This is a genomic window from Komagataeibacter sucrofermentans DSM 15973, assembly GCF_040581405.1.
Classification (GTDB): domain Bacteria; phylum Pseudomonadota; class Alphaproteobacteria; order Acetobacterales; family Acetobacteraceae; genus Komagataeibacter; species Komagataeibacter sucrofermentans.
Genome location: NZ_CP137161.1, coordinates 1 through 21,686 on the forward strand (window position 1 = coordinate 1; position 21,686 = coordinate 21,686).

General features: G+C 55.5%; 19 protein-coding genes and 2 pseudogenes. 6 read left to right on the forward strand and 15 right to left on the reverse strand.

Annotated features, from left to right (window positions below):
* Complete coding sequence (locus tag R5N89_RS16245; protein ID WP_081108381.1) at nucleotides 1-1,101, forward strand: replication initiator protein A; 1,101 nt, start codon at nucleotides 1-3, stop codon at nucleotides 1,099-1,101.
* Between the two features lie 43 nt (nucleotides 1,102-1,144).
* On the opposite strand, the gene R5N89_RS16250 is transcribed toward R5N89_RS16245, so the two are convergent.
* The 3 genes from R5N89_RS16250 to R5N89_RS16260 are packed head-to-tail and all read right to left on the reverse strand — an operon-like array spanning nucleotide 1,145 to nucleotide 2,718.
* A complete protein-coding gene (locus R5N89_RS16250; protein ID WP_242007403.1) occupies nucleotides 1,145-1,423 on the reverse strand; it encodes a ribbon-helix-helix domain-containing protein in 279 nt (92 codons plus the stop codon).
* Nucleotides 1,423-2,058, reverse strand: coding sequence for an AAA family ATPase (locus R5N89_RS16255; RefSeq protein WP_062454594.1), 636 nt, complete (start codon nucleotides 2,056-2,058; stop codon nucleotides 1,423-1,425). The genes R5N89_RS16250 and R5N89_RS16255 overlap by 1 nt, the downstream gene beginning before the upstream one ends.
* Nucleotides 2,059-2,100: 42 nt before the next feature.
* Nucleotides 2,101-2,718 carry a recombinase family protein gene (locus tag R5N89_RS16260; protein ID WP_062454596.1) on the reverse strand — a complete coding sequence of 206 codons (618 nt, stop codon included), beginning with the start codon at nucleotides 2,716-2,718 and terminating at the stop codon, nucleotides 2,101-2,103.
* A gap of 316 nt (nucleotides 2,719-3,034) precedes the next feature.
* Here R5N89_RS16260 and R5N89_RS16265 point away from each other — a divergent pair, with 316 nt between their 5' ends.
* On the forward strand, nucleotides 3,035-4,309 hold the full coding sequence (locus R5N89_RS16265; RefSeq protein WP_231888561.1) for a hypothetical protein: 1,275 nt from the start codon (nucleotides 3,035-3,037) through the stop codon (nucleotides 4,307-4,309).
* A 161-nt stretch (nucleotides 4,310-4,470) separates the two neighbouring features.
* On the forward strand, nucleotides 4,471-5,637 hold the full coding sequence (locus R5N89_RS16270; protein WP_063908692.1) for a DUF4238 domain-containing protein: 1,167 nt from the start codon (nucleotides 4,471-4,473) through the stop codon (nucleotides 5,635-5,637).
* A gap of 565 nt (nucleotides 5,638-6,202) precedes the next feature.
* Here R5N89_RS16270 and R5N89_RS16275 read toward each other — a convergent pair.
* The 11 genes and pseudogenes from R5N89_RS16275 to traA form a co-directional block, all read right to left on the reverse strand.
* The gene (locus R5N89_RS16275) at nucleotides 6,203-6,850 is read right to left on the reverse strand and encodes a hypothetical protein (protein ID WP_110570077.1); all 648 of its coding nucleotides are present in this window, start codon (nucleotides 6,848-6,850) and stop codon (nucleotides 6,203-6,205) included.
* A gap of 192 nt (nucleotides 6,851-7,042) precedes the next feature.
* Entirely contained in the window at nucleotides 7,043-8,230 is a 1,188-nt protein-coding gene (locus R5N89_RS16280; RefSeq protein WP_110570078.1) for a GIY-YIG nuclease family protein, read from the reverse strand.
* Nucleotides 8,223-10,307: a DEAD/DEAH box helicase gene (locus R5N89_RS16285; RefSeq protein WP_110570079.1), complete on the reverse strand. Its 2,085-nt coding sequence runs from the start codon at nucleotides 10,305-10,307 to the stop codon at nucleotides 8,223-8,225. The genes R5N89_RS16280 and R5N89_RS16285 overlap by 8 nt, the downstream gene beginning before the upstream one ends.
* Before the next feature lie 3 nt (nucleotides 10,308-10,310).
* A complete protein-coding gene (locus R5N89_RS16290; RefSeq protein WP_110570080.1) occupies nucleotides 10,311-13,019 on the reverse strand; it encodes a DNA methyltransferase in 2,709 nt (902 codons plus the stop codon).
* Nucleotides 13,020-13,058: 39 nt separating this feature from the next.
* The gene (locus tag R5N89_RS16295; protein ID WP_110570081.1) at nucleotides 13,059-14,153 is read right to left on the reverse strand and encodes a Fic family protein; all 1,095 of its coding nucleotides are present in this window, start codon (nucleotides 14,151-14,153) and stop codon (nucleotides 13,059-13,061) included.
* Nucleotides 14,154-14,267: 114 nt separating this feature from the next.
* Nucleotides 14,268-14,939, reverse strand: coding sequence for a DUF6118 family protein (locus R5N89_RS16300; RefSeq protein ID WP_110570082.1), 672 nt, complete (start codon nucleotides 14,937-14,939; stop codon nucleotides 14,268-14,270).
* Nucleotides 14,939-15,013, reverse strand: a pseudogene (locus R5N89_RS16375) (VapC toxin family PIN domain ribonuclease); the annotation flags it as partial. The pseudogene R5N89_RS16375 and the gene R5N89_RS16300, both read right to left, overlap by 1 nt.
* A gap of 59 nt (nucleotides 15,014-15,072) precedes the next feature.
* Entirely contained in the window at nucleotides 15,073-15,210 is a 138-nt protein-coding gene (locus tag R5N89_RS16310) for a plasmid stabilization protein (RefSeq protein WP_110570086.1), read from the reverse strand.
* A gap of 25 nt (nucleotides 15,211-15,235) precedes the next feature.
* Nucleotides 15,236-15,628 carry a PIN domain nuclease gene (locus tag R5N89_RS16315; RefSeq protein WP_048848569.1) on the reverse strand — a complete coding sequence of 131 codons (393 nt, stop codon included), beginning with the start codon at nucleotides 15,626-15,628 and terminating at the stop codon, nucleotides 15,236-15,238.
* Nucleotides 15,625-15,819, reverse strand: a complete 195-nt coding sequence (locus R5N89_RS16320) for a type II toxin-antitoxin system VapB family antitoxin (RefSeq protein ID WP_062454612.1) — start codon at nucleotides 15,817-15,819, stop codon at nucleotides 15,625-15,627. The genes R5N89_RS16315 and R5N89_RS16320 overlap by 4 nt, the downstream gene beginning before the upstream one ends.
* A gap of 54 nt (nucleotides 15,820-15,873) precedes the next feature.
* Nucleotides 15,874-18,966, reverse strand: coding sequence for a Ti-type conjugative transfer relaxase TraA (traA, locus tag R5N89_RS16325; protein ID WP_354680744.1), 3,093 nt, complete (start codon nucleotides 18,964-18,966; stop codon nucleotides 15,874-15,876).
* Between the two features lie 96 nt (nucleotides 18,967-19,062).
* On the opposite strand from traA, the gene R5N89_RS16330 reads away from it, so the two are divergent.
* The 3 genes from R5N89_RS16330 (at nucleotide 19,063) to R5N89_RS16340 (ending at nucleotide 20,115) form a co-directional block, all read left to right on the forward strand.
* On the forward strand, nucleotides 19,063-19,422 hold the full coding sequence (locus R5N89_RS16330; protein ID WP_208624726.1) for a conjugal transfer protein TraD: 360 nt from the start codon (nucleotides 19,063-19,065) through the stop codon (nucleotides 19,420-19,422).
* A 64-nt stretch (nucleotides 19,423-19,486) separates the two neighbouring features.
* The gene (locus R5N89_RS16335) at nucleotides 19,487-19,744 is read left to right on the forward strand and encodes a conjugal transfer protein TraD (RefSeq protein ID WP_110570084.1); all 258 of its coding nucleotides are present in this window, start codon (nucleotides 19,487-19,489) and stop codon (nucleotides 19,742-19,744) included.
* On the forward strand, nucleotides 19,741-20,115 hold the full coding sequence (locus R5N89_RS16340) for a hypothetical protein (RefSeq protein ID WP_110570076.1): 375 nt from the start codon (nucleotides 19,741-19,743) through the stop codon (nucleotides 20,113-20,115). Before R5N89_RS16335 ends, R5N89_RS16340 begins: the two co-directional genes overlap by 4 nt.
* Nucleotides 20,116-20,516: 401 nt before the next feature.
* On the opposite strand, the pseudogene R5N89_RS16345 reads toward R5N89_RS16340, so the two are convergent.
* A pseudogene (locus R5N89_RS16345) lies at nucleotides 20,517-20,777 on the reverse strand (DUF2442 domain-containing protein); the annotation flags it as partial.
* Nucleotides 20,778-21,686 lie beyond the last annotated feature (909 nt).

Consider the following 21,686-nt stretch of genomic DNA (forward strand, 5'->3'; position numbering starts at 1 on the left):
ATGAAACCCCGAATCAAAGCAACCCGTCAACGAAACCCCGAACTGGCACTTACCGTCAGTGAAACCCCGAATGTTGATGGACGCTCAGTTCTACTTCCGGAACGATATCCGACACCAGATCTTTTTATTTGTGATGTCCTTGATGCCATCCCCAAAGATGATATGGCCTCGATGGAACATCCAATTTTCTCGCTTGCCACTAAACCTGATCGACGCATTTTCCGATACGAGCACAATGGCAATACAGTTGAGATCGTTCCGAGCGTCAAAGGGCTCGCGACGATCCATGACAAGGATATCCTTATCTATTGCATTTCGCAGCTGATCGCGAAAATGAATCAAGGTGAGCAGCCAAATCGAACTCTCCACCTTACCGCACGCGATTTATTGGTGTGGACCAACCGTCAAACCGATGGTGATGGCTATAAGCGGCTTCGGAGCGCATTTGAGCGCTTAGCAGGCACACGGATCACCACCAACATCAAAGCTGATGGAGAAGAAATCACCGAAGGCTTTGGCCTTATCAATGAATGGCGAATTGTCCGTAAGACCAATTCCGGACAAATGTCCGAAATCAAGGTAACGCTATCCGAATGGCTATTCAGAATGATCGAAGGCCGAAGTGTACTGACATTACATCGCGATTATTTCCGTTTACGCAAACCACTTGAACGGAGAATATACGAACTTGCACGCAAGCATTGTGGCGCTCAGGAAAAATGGGTTGTTTCTATAGAAATTTTACAGAAAAAAACGGGGGCTAGTAGCCATATTCGCGTATTTCGCTCAATGCTCCGTGACTTGGCAATCAATAACCACTTGCCTGATTATGCTGTCGAAATAAACCGCAACACAGTTACTTTCCGTAATCGGGAAACGATGGACACCGTCAAGGTAATAGAGCCAAAGCTCCAGAAACCATTTGTCGATCCCGAGGGTTTCCATGACGCTAGAGGAGTTGCTCCAGGATATGATATCTACGCACTCTATGATGAATGGGTGTCATGGTGGAATGATAGCGGACAACCAGAGTTGCAAAACCCCAGTGCCGCATTTGTCGGATTCTGCCGCAACCGACACAAACGCAACCCTATACGCTAGACACAGCCTACGCGTATAATTGTATACGTGTATAAATGTATACTTATCCGCTAACGATCCTGCTTCGTCCTTTCTTCACAAACAGATCGTCCAGTGCTTCTCCCAGCAAACTCTGAACCGTCGTTCCCTCTTCGGCCGCGATAATACGAAGCTGGGTGCTGACTTCAGGAGAAAAATGCCCACCGATCAACTTGGTCCCCTTACGACCATTCAGCGTAGGTTTACTGGATGATATATCTGGCTTCGGGGAAGGGGTTGGCATTGCCTCACCACTACCTTTGGCGCGATCAAGCATCGCTTGTAGCGTATTGCTTTTCGCCATCACACTACCTCCCGATTTTTGTATAATTGTATATCTGTATACTCGTATAAACGCTTAATTTCGTTTGCTGCTGGCCCATGTGCTTCGAATTCCTGCACAGCCTGTCCCGCCGCCTGTGCACGGAAAAATGCCTTGCGGTTTCCTACTGTCACCGGACAGACCGTTGCCCCCAATTCGGTCACGGCCTTAATGGCATCCCCTGTCTCCTGCCCCTGGGGGGGCACAAAAGTTAAAACGACAGCGAACGCTTTATCGAGCTGACGAACCACATCCAATGTGTGTGTCATACTCATTGTATCGAACACGGCCGTCTTCGTCGGAATGAGAACGAAGTCAGCATGCCGCGCCGCTTCATAAGCTACATCACGCGCAACAGCAGCTCCGTCGATAATCACAAGATCAGTCCCCGCATCCGCGCAGGCTTTGAGTATTGCAGGCAAACGTATCGGCTGAATTGAAGCCACAGCCGGTGTATCGAGCTGGCGTACGTCTTTCCAGAAAGAGGCTGTCGCCTGTGGGTCCAAATCAATAATAGCAGCAACCTTACCCGCTTGCTCAGCCGCGACAGCGAGACAGGTTGCAAGCGTCGTTTTTCCGACACCGCCCTTCTGCGAAAGAACAGCAAGAACCTTCATGCTACACCCCTACACGTATAATCTTATACCTGTATACACCTTCTACGAGGGAAGAGAAGGCCTCACCTTATCCCTCTGCACAATGGCAGCAACAGTGTTCTTGCTGATTCCCAGATCCCGGGCGATCCACCGATAACTCCGCTTTTCAGCCACCAACGCCAGAACCTTCGGAGCCAGACGGTCAGACTTCGGCCGCTCTCCTTTCTGTCGGCCGAGAACCTTCCCTCGCGCCCTGGCGGCGGCCAGACCGGACTTCACCCGCTCGCTAATCAGATCCCGTTCGAACTCAGCAATCCCGGCCAGAACCGTCGCCAGCATTCGTCCATGTGGTGTTGCCAGGTCGAACGTCATTCCCGTTATGGCGATCAGAGAAACACGATAGCTCTCCAGCTCCTGAAGCGTGGAGATGAGATCAATGGTCGAACGTCCCCATCGGGACAGCTCCGTCACCAGGATGGCATCAATTTCACGGGCCTGGGCCAGTGCCATGACCTTTCGACGTTCGGCCCGATCCACCCGGACACCAGAGCCGGTCTCCATGAAAACGTCCAGCACTTCATATCCCGCGCGTTCAGCAAACCGCTTCAACTCGTCCTTCTGGCGCGCGCAGGACTGATCGGCCGTGGAAACCCGACAATAGATGACCGCGCGCTGTCCCATTTGAACCCTCCCGGAAAAACCACCATGCAGCCCTTGATACACCGTGGCTCCGGTCTGTCCCAATCTGACTATAGACTGTTTGGGTCAACCTAATTTGAATGGAAGAAATGGGGGGGGTAAACGGAAGGTCGGATTTGTACAGGACGATCGATAAAACCGGACATTCATATGGACGATACCCGCGAAGGTCTTCACTCTATTCCGATCGTTCAAATAACCCTTAAGACTCTACTGAAAGCCGACGATATCATCTAGTTTGGGCGTCGATCCTGGGCGATGAAATTCTGCAATGCAACCTACTAACCCGGAGGCGTTTATGCTGACTGTCCTTCATCCTGAAGTGAGGTCGCTTGTCGGGCAGTTTGCCGGCGGCCTGATGCCTATTCGACTTCGCACGGACGAGAAATATTCTCTGATTATAAAAACGCAGAAAGAAGCAATATTAGCGGCGAAGATGAATGGTGGATTTGCCCTGTACCTGCCGGCACTCCCATCCACGACGGTCACGACCACTGCACTAGTTACAGCCTTTTTTGATGATGACGATCAGCCATTGATTATCCGCTCCCCTCTGTTTGGAGACGACTCATTCTCCCGCGAGATGCTCGCCATTCTCAAGTATGATGAGGTCGATATCTACTTCTTCGATGACCAGAACTATGAGTGGATGAGCTTCAGGACGGCTCTAGAGGATGGTGGGAGCTGCCTCACCGACAAGGAGGAGATTCATCTGCTCACCTACCATCCTGAAACGGCTAAAAGCGTTCATCAGGTCTTGATAAACTGGTTCGGACAGAGAACGCGCGATGACGATGATCGTGCCATTCAAGCGGTGTTCAAGAGTGAGCTGGCGCCCAATGATATCCTTGTCCTCGACATGACACCCGAAGTGAATGGCTACCAGGGAAGTACAGGATTCCGGCACGACTCTTTGACGCGCACTAATCCGGGCTATTTTCAGGAACGCGACATCTCGGTTTGCTTGTTACGTGCATTCAAGCCGGAGAGTATCATGATGAATCCGCTACGTAAGGATACGTCCAAGGAGATACTTGACCATCTCGTGCTGACCGAATCCGTCGCCATTCTCATTCAGGCCAAGGACAGTCCGATTACGGAAGCTGGTCTTAGTCGCTCCCTTGATCGCAAGAGACGTGCGACCCGTAAGGAAGTCGACGACGCTATCCGCCAGATCAACGGTGCGGCTCGGTATCTTGGTCGCGAAGCGGTAGCGAGACTGGTCGTAGGCGGTAAAGACGTCGAAGTCTCCATCGGACGGCGTCAGATCATCGGGCTAGCCATCGTAAAGGAGCTTTTCGATGATGAGGGTGACGTCTATGCGACGGCGTGCGGGAAGCTCGCAGGGTTGAGCGGCGGCGGCCTCGTTATGGATTACAATTCTTTTCACGCTTTCACCCATCATTTCACATCAGCAGATGCCTTTATCAGTGCGCTTCATACCCTTATCGCACGCATGAGAACTGGAACTTGGTTTCCCGTGAAGCACGCCGTGCTCGACGGAATTCTGGATTGGATTGACAATATCTCTGGACAGAAATCCGACACGCCAACGTTGCCTTCGCCAAGATGAGAAGCATAGCAAGCCTAAGGTCGCTATGACGTAAGCATGATGCCCATCTTCATCGTTCTTAGTCCGCTTGGCGAGATTCGAACTTTGACTGAGCAGAATGCGTGCACCTGTATACACGGTCAGGCTCGTCGCTATGAGCTTGGAAGGGGATTTCAAATCCGATGCCGCAGAACAAGAGCCATCACTTCGTGCCACAATTCCTGCTGCGATTTTTCTCCGTCAATGGCTCATCGGTTGGTCTTTACAACTTACGCTCTGGCAGAATCGTCACAGGAGCGAGCCTCAAGCATCAAGCCTGCCGGGATTGGTTCTACGGCCGCGACGGAAAGGCCGAGCACGCTCTGGGGCAGATCGAAGGCGGTGCCAGCTCTGTCCTGCGACGGATGATCGCGACCGGCTTGCCCCCGAAGCGATACAGCGACGATCACCGCGTGCTAGCGACCTTCCTGCTCATCCAGTCGGCGCGGACGGCACAGGCCGCCGCCGCGGCTAATGAGATGGCCAACAAGGTCGGCAAATTGATGCTACGGTACACGCTGACCGAGCCCGAACTTCTCGCCGTGCTCGACGATCTAACTATTGAACTCACCGAGCCCGCCGCGCAGGCGCTCCGGCCAGCGCTCCTGGAAACTCCTGTGATTCTCGATCTGAAGATCAAGCTTCTCCACAATGTGAGCTCGACGCCCTTTGTTTTGGGCGACCACCCGGCCGTCAAGCACAACGGGCTCTACAACGGCGCGGACGTCTCGGTTCTTGGCTTGGCGAATCTCGGCCTGCAGTTTGTCATGCCCATCTCGCCCGAGTACGCAGTCGTCTTGTACGACGAAAAAGCCTATTCGCTGGGTAACCCGGCCAGTAACGTCGTTAAGTTGCCCTCGGCGAGCATCGTGATGGCCCTCAACGAGTTCCAATGGGCCAACGCGCTGGACAACATCTACTTCAGGCCCGGCAACGATCCGCCGCGCTGGACGCCGGATCATGATCGACTTGCAGAACTTCGTGGGAATGAGCAGGTGTCGGTCTGGGAGGACGAGGTCCGGCTCGAAGGAACCAAGCGGGCGAAGGTCATCAATGTGCAGACGCAGCGGCCACGTCGGGCCCTTAAGATGCCTCTGTTTCGGAATCGCATGTCCCCACCGCCTCTCGTGAACGTGGGCAGGTTGCCGTTGCGAGATCCTGAGTGGGCCCTCCACGTTCATCGGATGACCGCCGCATTGAACGCCGGGGTAATCCCGCAAGAGGAGTTTCACGTCCGCACCATGCCGCCTCAGTTTTTACGCCGAATCCTACGAGAACGGGCGGGCACAAACGCGGCGACAACAGGCTGAACGTGGGTGCCCTTACCCTAGGCGGCTCAAACTCGGCGGGAGGCTCTCGTCGTTCAGCTTGTCGGCCTCGAACAGCACTCGCCCGTTGCCGATCATTAAGCGCTCTGTCTCGGGTGTGCTCTCCAGACGCTTCGAACTCCAAGTTTTTGGTAGGACGCCAAGGTCGCCTTGGTCAAACTGAGATGACATCTAAGCGTTGCGGACGTCCGCTTCCACTCTCGACCACCGATAGCCCAGGACCGCATTCGGCCAGCCTTGCACATTTCCGTGAAGCGGACGACACTTTCTCTATGTCGGATGTCGGGGGTATAGCGGCCATTCGAGGCACAACCTCGGAACGGCCGGTTTGTCCCAAACTCTGTCTATCGCCGTTCGCCTGACAATGTCGACTTTCGGGCGACCGCCATCACCACTTTGATGTCTGCGTTGTAGGCGTCTGCCGCCTGTCCGCTTCATGTTCCTTGAGGGGACAGCGAAGTGTCTGCTGTTGATGGATGGGCTTCGATAAGCGGACGTCTTGAACAGGGAACATTGAGCACCTGTGAACTCGGAGCACAAGTTCTGGCTATTTTCTTGTCGCGAACACCTTTCCAGTTCCCAAGAACTGGCCATCCTGATCCAAATACCCATCAGAGACCTGGCGGACTTTATCCTCCAAAAACGCATCGAAGATACCTGCAATCTCACATGGCGAGAAATGAAAAAGCTGTTTCTTGCTCTGCGTATCTGATGCGACCAACAAGCCGTCTGGCAAATAGTCGCTCCCGGAAAGAACGCCTATAACCCGTGCGTGCAGCATTTTGTCGGAAATTGTTTTCGGCTTTACTCTCTCAAGCTTCCGCACTGTCATATCATAGTTGTTGTATATCCCGCTTGCAGTGCGACTTACGAACGGTTCACGCCATTCCGCATCCTTCTTGCGCATAATCTCGTGAACCTCCAGCGGCGTTGTGCAAAAACGATCCGTCACCAGCCGGCATTCGATCAACCGTCTCATGCATATCGCGGCAACTCCTACCGCCCTTTCTAGCATATGATAGGGGTTGTAGTCGGTCTCCTCCTCAGCAAGTGCTTCGCCAAGGTGCGTAATAATTCTGCGACGCTGTTCGGATAGCTCATTCTTCCATGTGTAAGACTGCCACTCGGAAGAGCTCACGTGGCCCAACTTACGCGCTTCATTGATCCGCTTTTCTATTCCTTCGTTAGATTCCAACTATTATGTTCCTTTAATATTCCGAAAATAATCAGAATTTATAAAATTTCTCGGAAGAAATTACATTAATAATTAAGATATTTAACCATTTCAGTTTTTAGATAAAGCCTATCAGAATAAATAGTCCGCTTTCGGGATTAATACGGCGTGTTCGTATGTCTCATAAGAGGCGGAAGCCGACATCATATGCCATTATGCTTTCACCAAACCAGCCGTCTTTGGATCATAAATGAAACCGTCAATACTTTCATCTGATATTTTATCCACTATTTGAGACACGATATTTATCGGAACCAAAAACCATTCTTTCGGCTGCACGGGATGCCCAAACCGATCCTGAATCGTCAGATCAATCTGTGCAGGCGCCAGAACCCTATGAAAGATCTTTTCCAGCTTCGTGCGGTTAATGTTGAAGAGCTTGTAGGTCGCCACGACTTCCACATCAGCCAGCAGATAGGTGGCATCATGCCTGGCGTTGGCGATCCGTTTTTTCACATCGCCTCCCGTCACCCCGATCTTGTGGATCAGGTTACGATGCTGCGCGATATACGGGTTATCTGACAGACTTCTCAGCACATAGATCGTGCCACTTTCCAGATCATCCGGTTCAACGGTTGTCCCGAACAAAGGCCCGACAGTCGGATCTGTAATCCGACGACCCGCCTCATCCTTATAGAGAGCCCGTTGGAGCGACCTCAGCAGGACATCGCTTTCAGTCCCGTTGTCATAGATGACCCGCAGACGGCTGTCTCTGCGACCGTATTCTGTCTCGAACTCTTCCCCGACATGCGCGACATAAACCATCTGCCCTTTCAGGATAAAGAATTCTCCCTGCCGAATACCGGCTTCCTGCCCAAAGGGACGTGTTTCCCGCACGCCTGATTTCAGATCCTCCTGTACCTGTGCGAACAAAGGCCGGAAGGCTTCAAAATCCTTGCAGGGTTCGCGGCTGGCAATTTCTTCCGCTGCCCGAACTTCTGCGCGTGATTTCACATGCTTCAGGACAGTGATGGAGTCAGCCTCTGGCTCGGCCTCAATGCCCAGTTCAGCCAGAAGCGCATCATCGTCCAGCGTATCGGGATCAGGACTCTCAGTGTCCATCCCGGAAACATTCAGAAGCCCATGCAGATCACGCTGTGACAGCAATGACCGGCATTTTTCCAAAGCCCGGATCCGATCCAGACGCACGGCATAAAGCCGTTCAAAGATATCCCTGTCCTTTCCATGCGCAGGCGCATGCCCATGTTCCTCATAGAAACGGCAGATATCCTCAAACCCGGCAATAATCCGCTCTTCCTCGGCGGTCAGCGCAGCCTTCTTTTTAGCCTCAAGCGAGACACCAAGTTCGGCCAGAAGCTCTTCATCGCTCAGATCAGCCATTCGCCCGTTCCTCTGCCGTCTTACGCGCCAGAACCGCCACCCCTTCTGCCATCTTACGTTCCCACGCATCGGGAGATGTCAGCTCAGGAAGGCGTCCCCTTTCCTTTTTGAACAGAAGCGCACGCTTTGCCAGATCCCTGGCTTCCTCAATCGTCAGAGCAATATGACGACTGGCAATAACCTCCTGAACCTGTTTGAGGGTCTGTGCATTCATGCTCCTGGCCAGGATCTTGTAGGCTTCCTCAAACGGATTGATCGCATCAATCAGGTCAATATCCAGATCCCGGACATTCATGGCAATCTTCCGCATCCCCTCAATCAGGGCTGTATTGCCACCAATCTTCTCCTCGCCCCCGGCAGCCTGCGTGACCTCTTCCGCGGCCTTCTGCCCCTTCTGGGTCAGATTGAATGCCGCCACGGCATGCTGGCGCACAGCCTCCTGATCCTCATCCGAAAGCTCGGGATACCGATCCCGAATGATTTTCCCCAGCCTGACCTGTGTCAGTTCCTGAGGGGCTGTTTCCTCATCGAACAAACCATGCTCCAAGGAAGGCTTGTCCTGCACAAAAGACGCCACAACTTCGTTCAGGTCTTCCCGGCAGATCCGCTGCGCTTCCGGGCTTTTGGGGGAAACCAGCCCCTTGATCTCCATATGGAACTGGCCGGTCTGCGCATTGAAGCCAACATTCGTGCCGTTTGGCTTGTAGCCTTCTTCCCCATAATCATAGCCATCCAGAGGCGCACTTTCTGCGGTCTTCGGCGTAAACTCGAAACGCGGGGTCAGCACCTGTTCCATAAGCAGGCTGGCGGCAATGGCCTTGAGCATGTCATTGACCGCATCCGTCACTTTTTCCTGGGACGCATCCGGTTCAGCAATCAGGTTGATGAATTCGGCCCGCGTCTTTCCTGGTGCATCACGGGTAGCGCGGCCAATGATCTGAATGATCTCCGTAAGACTGGAGCGGTATCCAACCGTCAGCGCCTGCTCACACCAGATCCAGTCAAACCCTTCCTTGGCCATCCCCAGCGCAATGATGATGTCCACATGATCGCGGTTGTTCTTCTGCGCCGGATCCTTCAGGGCGGACACAACCTTGTTGCGCCGGACAGGCTCATCTTCCACCAGATCGGCGATACGAAGCACCCGGCCATCGGTACGGCGCACCAGATGAAATCCTGTTTCTATATCCTCTCCTTCCCAGTCTCCCAGGACGGACAGGATATGCTCGACTTCCTTGTGCTTCTGGGTCGTGCTTTCGCGTGAATTGACATTGGGAATATGCACGATCGTTTTGCGCGTGCCATCCAGCACCCGGTCAATCGCATCCAGATAGGAGCCGGTATAGAAATAATATCCCAGATCCAGCTCTTTCAGATACTGATACCCGTTCAGCTGCTGATAGTAGGTGTAAGTGACTGTCTCGAATTTCCCTTCATCTTCCGGGGACAGCACAGCAACGGCATCCCCACGGAAATAGGAGCCGGTCATGGCGATGATGTGCGTTTCCCCACGGGCAATCAGCTGATTGAGATAATATCCCAGCCTGTTTTTCGGGTCTGCGCTGACATGGTGGAATTCATCAACCGCCACCAGACACCCATCGAAGGCTGCGATACCCAGTTCTTCCGCAGCGAACCGGAACGTCGCGTGGGTGCAGACAAGAATCTGATCTTCACTCTTCAGAAACTCACCAACAGCTTTGACCTTGGACCGTGCGACCTGTCCTTCATCTGAACCAGGAGCGTTGCACAGATTCCACTTCGGCTGGACAATCCAGTCTGCCCAGAAGCCGAATTTTCTCAGCGGTTCGCTCATAAAGCTGCCCCCGATCGAGCGTTCCGGCACGACAATCAGGGCTTTTTTCACGCCCTGATGTGTCAGCTTGTCGAGGGCAACAAACATCAGGGCACGGGATTTACCAGAAGCGGGCGGTGACTTGATGAGAAGATATTGCTCACCCCGTTTCTCATAGACTGCTTCCTGCATGGGCCGCATGCCCAGCTCATTGGTTCTGGCAGACTGACCTGTCTGGCCGGTACGCAGGGAAACAGCGGGAATAACCGGATTGATCGTCATGGATCAGGCAGCGTCCTTCTTCTTTTTCGTCTTGCCGCCCTTTTTGGCGATCATCTTGCTGTAGAGGTCGAACAGCTTTTCCAGACGCTCCGTATCATTGCGGAAACGCCGACCGATATAGATCCGCTCCAGCACCTCATCATTGCGGTCATGAGCAGCCCGCAGATTGTCTGGCATTTTGTCAGGATCATACAGATCGGCAATCGTGGCCGGAAAATGCGCCTCACGCGCCAGAAGAATATCCTCGGCACAACGGGTCAGATCAGCGCGGTTCTTTTCCGTCAAAGTCGGAACAGGAAAGGTGTTCCAGCCCAAAGTGTTCGAATATGAAAAATCCGTACGCATACGGACGCAAACTGTACCAATCCACACCCAATGAAGGCGAGAGGCAATCAGCGCCATATTCCAGAGAGGAACATCGTAAATGCCAAATACTTTCTCTTGAACAATACAATTTGCGCCAAGCATACCAACGGGAAGGAATGGCCTATTCTCCGAACTCACTTTTGGTATGACAATTATATGATCAGTGGCCGCGATTTGTTCTCTAAATTTATGTGGTGTGTTGGCAAGCTTTTGCGCTGACTTGTCCTGTTTAGCTGCTCGCCGCGCAACGGCCACATCATGAACTCTCGAAGCAATTTGCGGTATCGTCAGAGCTTCGGATACCTCGTTGTCTTGAATCCAGAGGCATGAACGTGGCGAGGCTGAGATGAATTCCTTGGAACCATAGAGTGGCCGGATATATCTCGACGCCGCTGGGTTTCCCTCAATAATTGATCTTGCCTCGTCATTCGAGAATATCAGTGCCGTGCCATAGTATGGATGATTGCCTACTTGCATCTCGGCAACATCAGCTAACGGTTTTGTTCTGGCCTCAATTTCCACGTTTACACCAGACACTAAATAGGCATTGATATGCATTGTCTCCTGCCGGATCGTTTTCCCGTCTGCTCCGTTTGAGAAGAGAATTTTGGGACGATCTGAAACAGGAGCAATCCCAATGATAGCGACCGTCACACCTGCATTATGAGCCGCCAGATTGGCCCATTTGAACGATGTATGGGCAAAACTGATCTCATAACCCTGAGAAAATATTAGAGGCCAGAGAATGGGAACCTGCCGTCCCTGACAGATGGAATTCGTGCTCACAAATGCGCTGGAAGAACCCGTTTTCTGGCCATAATCCGCAGCCTTCATGAACCAGCCCGCAACATAATCCAGAGACTTCCAGGATTTCGTACGCTGCCCGAAAATCTGCTCCAGATCCGCTTTCTGTTCAGCCGATTGCCATTGACTACCCTTATAGGGAGGATTGCCACAGATATAGGTTTCCGAGCCCTCCTGAGGCGGACAAACATCGAACCAGTCCTGCTCCAGGGCATTCCCGCAGATGATATGCCCCGTATCCTTCAGGGGCAGCACATTCAGGCGAGCCTGTTTCTGGTCGATATGAATTTCATCACTCTGGAACTCAGCGATAAGAAGCGATAGGCGCGCGATTTCCACCGCAAAGTCACGGATCTCAATCCCATAGAAATTAGCCAGAGGAATGACGGATTTCCGTTCCGCCCGCTCTATTTTCAGACGGTCATCAATCTCACTCTGAATGTCCCGCATGTCCTTGTAGGCAATCACCAGGAAATTGCCGGATCCACAGGCCGGATCAAACACCCGAATACCGGACAGACGCGCCTTCAGGGCATGCAGCTTTTGAGTATTCTGGCCTGCCTTTTCCAGTTCCTCACGCAGGCCATCCAGAAACAGCGGATTCAGCACTTTGCGGATGTTGGGCACACTGGTGTAATGCATCCCTAGCGCACCGCGCTCTCCTTCATCCGCAACGGCCTGGATCATGGATCCGAAGATATCCGGGTTAATCTGCGCCCAGTTCAGCTCACCGGCACGCAGAAGATAGGTGCGGGCCAGTTTATTGAATTTCGGGCAGTCCGTTGCCCCGGAAAACAGATTCCCGTTTACATACGGAAAATCCCTGGCCCAGGATTTGACCCCGCCCTTGTCACGATCGTCATTGCGTGTATCCAGATCCATTGTCCGGAACAGCTCGGCCATGACCTCATGCGTCTGATCCGTGGCCCCTTCCGTCATGGTCTGGATGGTTCTGGTAAACAGATTGTTCAGGAAGATCCCGGTATCCTCGGCAAAAAAGCAGAAAATGAGACGCGCCATGAAATGATTCATGTCGTGACGGCGTTCTTCCGTTGCCCAGTCGGAGTTTTCCTTCAGAAGTTCGACATAAAGACGGTTCAGGCGTGACGTAGCCTTAACGTCGATCGGGTTGTTCTTGATCTTCTGAACGGTGGTAATGCCCGCCAGGGGCAGGAAAAACCCGAACCGATCAGCCAGATGCGTGAACACATCTGTAATGTGCTCATCTTCCGTGCGGTCTTCCGCCTCAAACGTCACTCCATCCGTGGCCAACAGAAACCGTGCCTTGGCTGACTGGGTCTTGGGGCTTTCCCTCAGCAGGTTCAGGGTCTGGGCAACATGCCCCTCAGGACAAACGGCCAGATGGATGTTGTTGCGCTGGAGCACCGCTCCAGAAACGTCCGAGCGGTTATCCTTACGGAGCCGCTTGATCGTGACATCGCGGTTTCCGAACGCTTGCAGGAATTCGAATGGAAATTCCCCGGGATTAAAAGGTGCCTCGGCAATCCGGGAGACAGCTTCTTCAATCTCAACGGGATTCATGCGTAAAATTCCATACGTTCGAAAAACAGATCATACATTTCATGCGCCACCGGACACCTCCAGGAAGAGGCGGACCAGAGGTGCGTTGATATAATAATTGCTCCGCCCTGAGCGGTGCTTGGACAGCAAGCCTTTCTCTGAGAGCTGGTCGAGATATTTCCCTGCCGTCTGACGGGCGATACTCAGGTCCGCCTGAACATACTCGATTTTCGTGTAGGGATGCCGGAACAGGTTGTTCAGCAACTCCTGGCTGTAAATTTTGGGCAGTTCCGTGCGCATCCGCTGCTTCATGGTGGCCATCTGCGCCCGCATGCCTTCAATCAGCTCCAGGGTGATCCTGGATGTCTCAGCCACGGCACGCAGCATGTAGAGGATCCACGCCTCCCATGCGCCTTCATCCCGCACCTTCTGCAACAGATGATAATACTCATCCTTGTGGCGGGTGATGTAGCGCGACAAATAGAGGATCGGGATATCCAGGAGGCCAGTCCGGGTCAGATACAACACGTTCAGGATCCGCCCGACACGGCCATTCCCATCCGGGAACGGGTGGATGCTCTCAAACTGATGGTGGATCAGGGCCATCTTGATAAGCGGATCCAGATCACAGCGCCCGTCATCATTCACGAACCGCTCCAGATCCGACATATGCCGGATAATCTCCCGCCCATCCTGCGGCGGCACAAAGACTACTTCCCCAGTGCGCTCGTTCTTCAGGGCCGTTCCCGGGGTGTTTCGAAACCCATCTCCCCGCTTCTTGAGCCTCTGGAAAATCGCGATCAGCCCCTTGTTCAGGATCAGTCCGTCGGTTTCCTTCAGCTGCCGAAACCCCAGATGCAAGGCATCTCGATACAGGGCGACTTCCTTGGCCGCCACTGAATCCGGCCCCTCAGGAAACAGATCCGCCTGGAAAAGTTCATCCTGGGTGGTGACGATATTCTCGATTTCCGAGGACGCCTTGGCTTCCTGCAAAGCCAGCGTATCAATCAGGATCCCCTGATTGGGAATGGTTGCCGCCCGACCCTTCAGTTCCGCCAGAGCCTTATTGGCCTCGACCAACGCCCTGAGAACCGGAACCGTTTCTATCTCCGCCTGAGGCGGCAAAGGCCGAATAAGGTAGGTTGGCGTTAACATGACATCCTGACGTGGTAGCAATGTGCGTTTTTTCTAACACGTCAGGATGATCCGTCAAAGAAATCCAGTTTCTTTGACATGTCATATTCTGCTGTCGGCTTTTATCCCTCAAAACTATTCCTGTTGTGCCGGAATGGTGATGACACAGGATTTCTGAGTTTTTTCCTGACCCGAGGCCACTTTCTGGCAAGCTGCAATCCTGTCTCTGTTGGCCTCAACCAGCTGGCTGTCCTCACGTACACGTTGCCAGCCTTCAGGATTGCTGACCGCCATCATCATGGCCCCAGAGTTCCAGCGATCTTTCTCCCCGACAATAAAGGATGCCACCCGCGTCCCGATAGAAGAAGGCAGGAGATACGCCAGCACAGGCGATAACCCGATCCCTACAACAAGACAGGCAAGACCCACCCCTAACAGCCACCAGTTCTGACGATCCTGCTGACGGGACTGACCAATGATATTGGCAAGAACCCGACGTTCCCCCTGAACCTCACCTATCGCTTTCTGAAACGCTGCCTGCATCTCCTGACTGGCAGAAAGCCCCGCCTGACGTATCCCCTGCCCATACGCCTGTGGCGTCATCTTCAGCATCGGAGTGGCCTCGATCGCCTCCATTCGCGCACCAACTGCATTCATGGCCTTCACGACACGGGCCAGATCCTCCGTGTAATCCGGCGGCCGATTGTCCCGCCATGCCTGCGGCAACGCTTCCATACTGCGGCGGAGCACCGATATTTCAGCACGCAGATCCTCAAACGCACGCTGCGCCGACTCTTCCTCTGACATCAGAGGCGCTCCCATGGATTAAGAACCCGCACACCGGCTGCCTCAAAAGGCGACACGTCGCGGCTGGCCAGAACACGCGGCTCCGGGACGGGCCTCCACGTCTCCAGGATCACGTTGGTATCAAGCCGCAGGATCATTCGAAGGTCATTGCCTTGGCCGGGGTCTGATCGCGGGTCTGCAAGACCGCGATATCCTGATCACGCACACCGACCTCACGACCGATGGACACCAGAAACGATCCCAACCGAACGGCCGCTTCTTTTTTCTCCATGTCCTCTCCAGTCACCACGCCAAAATCAGACAACCCGTTCCAGCCCCAGATGTGTCACAAACGGATCAAAGTCCCGGTCACTGTAAAGAAGCCGATACCCGCTTACGATGCATCGTGTGGCAATCAGGGTATCAATGGTTTTCCGGATGGTAATGCCTCTGGCGCGCAGGTCACGGAAATATCGTGCCGCCTCGATCATGACATCACGCCCCCCGATCTCGACCAGATCCAGAGCGCCAAGCAGTCTCCGCGCCTTGTTGAAATCCCGTTCGCTCGCAAATCCCTGAAGAACTTCCGTCATCATCAGATCCCCAATGGCGACCAGTTCCTCTCCCAGCAACCGGTCCAGAGCATCAACCTGTGGCGTCACCGTACCTCTGAAAAAATCGATCCAGACCGATGAATCGACCAGAATCATGCGTCGGAACGCATGGCGTCGAGATCACCCCGCCACTCCAGCCTGCCCTTCATGGAACGCAGTTGCCGCTGCTGATTCAACTTGATCAGCGTCCGCAATCCGAGTTCGACGGCTTCTTTCTTGGTTTTGACGCCAGACGCCTTCAGCGCATCTGTCATGAGGGTATCGTCAATAATGATGTTGGTTCGCATGATGTGTATCTCCAGTGAAAATTATACACATCAATACATCCTCTCTCAAGCAGATTACATCCCCATATCCCAGCCCCGATCCCGCGACCTGGAGCGTGAGAGGGAGTGCTCCCGCTGAGGGGGATGCAACCCGTGATCGAGCGTCGATCCCTTCCTGATCCCCAGCTCGCGGCTTTTCTCCCGCAGAAGGGACGCAAGCGGCACGTCCCGCTTCAATTCCTTGAGCGCCGCACCCTGCTGCTCCCGGCTCAGCCCGTCCCACGCCTTCACGAACCGCTCAGCCCGCAGCTCCGGACTCGTCCGCACCCGCGCCTCATGCTCCAGCCCCGCAACCAGCCTGCGCGCCCGCGCCGGACCTTCCAGACCATGCAACGCCTGCCGGATCTCCGGCTGATGTTTCAGCGCCGCCCGCAGATCTGCTACCCCGCCACGCCGGACCCGCTCCAGATCCCGACCGGCCTCAGACAGCGCCTTCTTCTGACACGCCAGTACCGGCAGTTCCTTGCGCACCATGCGCTCCACATCCACCCAGGCCCGCGCATACCGCTCCACCGCCTGATGCAGAGGATCACTCCCCGGTACAAAACCGTCCAGGATGGCGGGCAACATCTCACGCCGGACACGCCGCAGCCGCAACCCCGCAAAGCGGGAGACGGGCGCTTCATGCCCTTCCCCACTCTTTTCTGTTCCGGCCCCGACATCCATCCCGGCCGACACGTCTTTTTCCGCCGTGCGACGCCCCGGCCGCACGGACAGGTCCAGTCCATCGAACATCCCGCGTTTTTGCTGTGCCGACGCAGGCTCTGGCATAGGCACACCTTCGGCCTGCCTGTCCTGCCGGGGGCCAGAGGCGGCCTTCTCACGCTCCACCACGATCTCGCTCTCGGGGACATGCAGCCCGCGCCGCCGCGCAAATCCGGCATCCTGATCCCGGACATGCGGGTAATCCAGCGTGGTATCCTTCAGCCGCTCGCGCGACAGCTGCTTCACCAGCCCGTCCCGGTCGCCCACATCATCCCGGCCCCAATGGACGGACACGCTCTCCCGATGCCGCGATAGCGCCACATAGGCCCCGTGCCGATCCATGCTCCCCGTCGCCAGCACATGCGCCCGATCCACCGTCACACCCTGCGATTTATGGATGGTGGCCGCATAGCCATGATCCAGCGCGTCATACTCCGCCACCGACACGGACACGACCCGGCCAGTCCCGGCACCACCCGGCCCGTCGAGCTGCACTGACATTGCGAGATCCCCAGCCTCAGCCGATCCCTCGATGCCCCGCACCGTGCCCAGCGTGCCGTTCTTTACCCTCAGCGCCCGGTCATTGCGCAGGAAGTAGACCCGCTCCCCGTCCGCGAACACCCGCTCGCCCTGGGCGGTCGGCACCAGCACGCCGTCACCCAGCTCACCTGCCTCCCTGCGGATCTCCCGTGCCGCCGCATTCAGCGCCCGCACATCATCACGCCGGTGCGCCAGCATGATCTGGCTTTCTTCTGGCGCAGCCTGACGGGCAGCATTCCATCCCGCGATCACCCCGGCCCGCGCCTCTTCCAGCGTGTCATGCCCGCGCACCAGGCCAGCCGCCTCATAGCGTCCCAGCGCTTGCTCTGTCCGCCCGGTCGCAAGCTCCTTCGTAGCCGCCTGCTGCCAGCCTTCACGCTGCCGGCGTACGGTGGTGATTTCCACCGACCCGACCCGCTCGGCCACCGCCCGGAACGCACCACCCGCCTCGATCGCCTGCAACTGCTCGGGATCACCCACCAGCACCACCTTGGCCCCGGCTTCGCGGGCGACAGACAGAACCCGCTCCATCTGCCGTGACCCCACCATGCCGGCCTCATCCACCACCAGCACGTCCCCGCGCTCCAGCAGGTCGAACCCACGTTCCCACGCACGCTCCAGAGACGCCAGCGTCCGGCTCTCAATCCCGGACCCCGCTTCCAGCCCTTCCGCCGCAATCCCCGACAGCGCCGCCCCGCGCACCCGGTACCCGGCCTCTTCCCATGCCGCACGGGCCACACCCAGCATGGTGCTCTTCCCCGTCCCGGCATACCCGACCACCACGGACAGGTCGCGGGACTTCGTGACCTCGCCCACCGCCAGCGCCTGCTCGTCCCCAAGACCAGAATGCTGCATCGCTGCCCGACGCACCGCCAGCGGCACCGCATGCCCCTGGGACAGCCCCATCGCGAGCGACGCTTCTTCCAGACGCTGCTCGACCCCGACCATCGCGCGCGTGGAGAACCGCTCCCGCCCGTGCCCGTCTTTCCCGAGCGCGACCAGCTCCGAACATGCCTCCACCCGAACCATGACGGCCGTAAACTGTTCAGCATCCACCGTCTGCCGGTCCACGAACCGCGCCAGATCCTGCCGGGTAAATGTGCTCTGCTGCCGGGTCAGTGCCTCCAGCGCCACATGCGGCTCGGCCAGCAACCTTTCCCCATTGCGTCGCGCGATCTCCAGATGATCAGCGACCCGTTCCGCATCCTCGCCCCGCTCTTCCCGGCGCATCCCGGCCGGACCGATTTTGTTCTGCGGCTCAAGGTCGATCCCCTGGGCCGCGAACGACCGATGATCGATCCGCACGTCTAGGTCCAGCTCGGCCAGCCGTTCATTGGCAAGTGACGCCCATCGCTCCCGCCATGTCAGCAGGAGTTCTTTGTCATTCCACGACCGCTCTTTTGCACCAAACCCGTTCTCATCCACGGACCGCGTGGACAGCATCACATGCGCATGGGGCTTCGCCTGTCCGTCCTCACCAATATCCCAATGCACATTGAGATCGGCCACCATGCCGCGTTCCACGAACTGCTCCCGCACGAAATCCCGTGCCAGCGCGATCCCCTGCGCCTGGGTCATTTCGCGCGGGATTGAAAACTCCACCTCGCGGGCAAGCTGGGCATCCTTGCGCTTCTCGATCGCCTCGACCTCATTCCATAGGGTCGCACGATCAAGAAACCGTTCCGGCGCGCCATCAGGCAGCAGGATCTCGGAATGCACCACGCCGCTCTTGTTGGAAAAGTCATGGTCGCGATCCAGCCGCACATCATGCAGGCGGGACGCTGCACGATAGGCTGCCGCCGCCACGGCGCTCCGTCCGGTGGCGCGGCTGATGACCTTTGCATGTAGGTGATAGATCGCCATGGATGCGATCATATCACACCATTTAAGCGCATGTCACGAAGTGACGTATAAGCGCGCACTCATATTTTATTGCGCCGCAAGGGCTGATTGCTCTGGATGAGTGACGCGGTTCTCGCCTATGTGGTAGAGTATGGCACAGATCAGCAGGACAAGAGGCAGAAAATGCGTAAGCCACGGGACATTGATGCGGAACTGAAGGCGCTTCAGGAAAAGGCGAAGCAGCTTAAGGCGCAACGAACAATCCAGCTCGGCGAACTGGTCGAGGCGACGGGAGCCGATACCCTGTCGATTGAGGCGCTGGCCGGGGTACTGCTTGCGGCTGTCGAACAGGCGGACGGCAAACCCGAAGCCGTCGCGAGGTGGACCGAACGGGGAGCGGCGTTCTTTCAGGCTGGCACAAAAAAAGGCGGCCGGAAAGGAACCGGAAACGATCAGAATGGAGCTTCTGGCGCTTGAAAGACGGATCAGGAAGCAGGCGGCCCTGATCCATCGCCATCAGGCACGAAAGGCACGCACCGACATGCGCGACTGGGCGAAGGCGCGACGCGAACGCACCCGTCATCTGATCGAACTGGGTGGGCTTGTCCAGAAGGCGGGACTGGTCGATCTGACCGACGATGACCGCGCCACCATGCTCGGAGCATTTCTGGACATTGCGGGGCAGCTTCGGGAAGGCAATGAGACCACTCCGGCTGATCTGAAAACACGATGGAGACGCGCAGGGCTTCATGCCTTCGATGCCGAAAAAGAGCATGCAGAAAGGAAAGAACAGCCATGACGGATAACCTGCCAGACAGACAGGAAGAACCGGACAATCCTGATGCTGATGAGCGCATGTTTCATGCCTGCTTCTCCATACTCGGAGAGTTCGTGGAACAGGAGCTCGGCACAACCTCGCAGGGTTACGATAAAGAGCAGAGCCGTCTGTATCGCGGCTACCGTTTGCACAGTGCCAATGACCGGGACAAGGCGGCGATCGACCTCTGGCTCTGGTACCGTGACGATCTGCCAGGGGAAACAGCTCTGTGCGATCGCAACATCGCCGCTATGCCACCAGATAACCCGGTTGATCACGAACAGATCTTACAGAATCTCAAGGACCAGAAATTGCGCGACTTGATCAACATCCGCCGACAGCTCTGGATCTGATCAGGAGAGTTATCTTGAAAAAGCGTATACTGACTTTCACTGCCCTGCCGCTTCTCCTCCTCCCGGCATCAGGCTTTGCCCGGAACACAGGGGACTGGCTGCCTCAGTCAGGCGTTAAATCTCCCTATGCCCCCCTGTCGGTACCAACAACGCTCAAACCCGTGCAGGACTCTCTGGCCAGTCTGTTGACCAAAGGCTACCGGATTACGACTACAGCGGATTATGGCGGCTCAGGAGCCCTCTTCACGCTGACCCGGCAGAAACAGACCTTACTCTGCGTTTTGACGGCCCCAACTCCCGGAACAGATCAGAATGTCCCAACATCACGCTGCTGGTCCCTGAATTAAAGTTCGCAAAAGTCTACAGGCCTGACGGATTGGAAAAATATCAGAAACCGTGCCTTACGCGACGTTTCTGGGCCGACCGCCTTTCGCACCATTCCGACGTGCGGCCGCCGCCTTTGCGGGACTGGCGGAAGATCCGCCTACACGTCCCATCTGTGCTGCCATCCAGCTTCGGGAACCGTAGATACCGTGGATCATACCTTCGACCAGGACATCAGCATCAAGACGTGGCCAGTGAAGGCCATTCCCCAGCGGGGTGATCTCGGCCAGATCATTCAGGGAAGCGCCGTGCAGATCCTGTAGCAGATCCACAGGCATCCGCGCTTATGACGTGAACGTACATTGGCACATGATCTGCCGTGTAGATCACGACACGAAATCCATTGATGCGTAGAAGCGTCGGCATAATGCACAATATCCCTAACGCTTGGGTTTTTCAATTAGAACCATCCCTCCAAAAGTCAGGAGGAGAATATCTGGACGGTCAGACAGAAATGGATAGCCCACTAATCCCTAACAAAGCCAGCAGAGCGCCATAGGAGGCCGCACAAAGCGTAAGCCCATTATCGTCCACAAACCCAGTCACTATACATGGTAACGCCTGTAAGGCCATTCTGTGGCGTCTGGCGGGCATGTTGCGACACGTAAGCTGCTGAATGATCGTCTGAACACCGGTGTGTCTTGAGCAAATTACGGTTTTGCTCGGTTCTTCTGGCGTTGCAGGCGTCGGGCGAGCGCGGAGCGGGAGCCCCGTAGGGCGCCAGAGGCGCCGACGCGGGAGAGGGAGGTGCTGGTGGAGAGACGATGCATTGCATCGTCAGATTATGATTTCGCGCCGTAGGCGTGTCCGTTTAGCGCAGCCCAGAAAGGGCGAGCATGGGGATGCCGGGTGGGAGATCGTGCGAAGCACGATCGGGGCGGCCTACGGCCGCGAGCCGGCGGGGGCGTAATCCCCAAGAGGCGGTGCTTAGATTCAATTTAGCTGGAAATTGCAAAGAATGAAAAGTTATCCACAGGCTTTGAGTGTTAATTTATGTGTTAATAGTAGTGTTAAGGGTTTTCCACAAACGCATAACTGACTGAAAATAAAATACAAAAACACTGTTTTTGTGCAGCTTGCGTCAACGAAACCCCGAATCTAGTGACTCCAGAACCCCGAATCTGCGTCAACGAAACCCCGAATCTAGCTCTTGCGTCAATGAAACCCCGAACCTAAACTGATCGTCA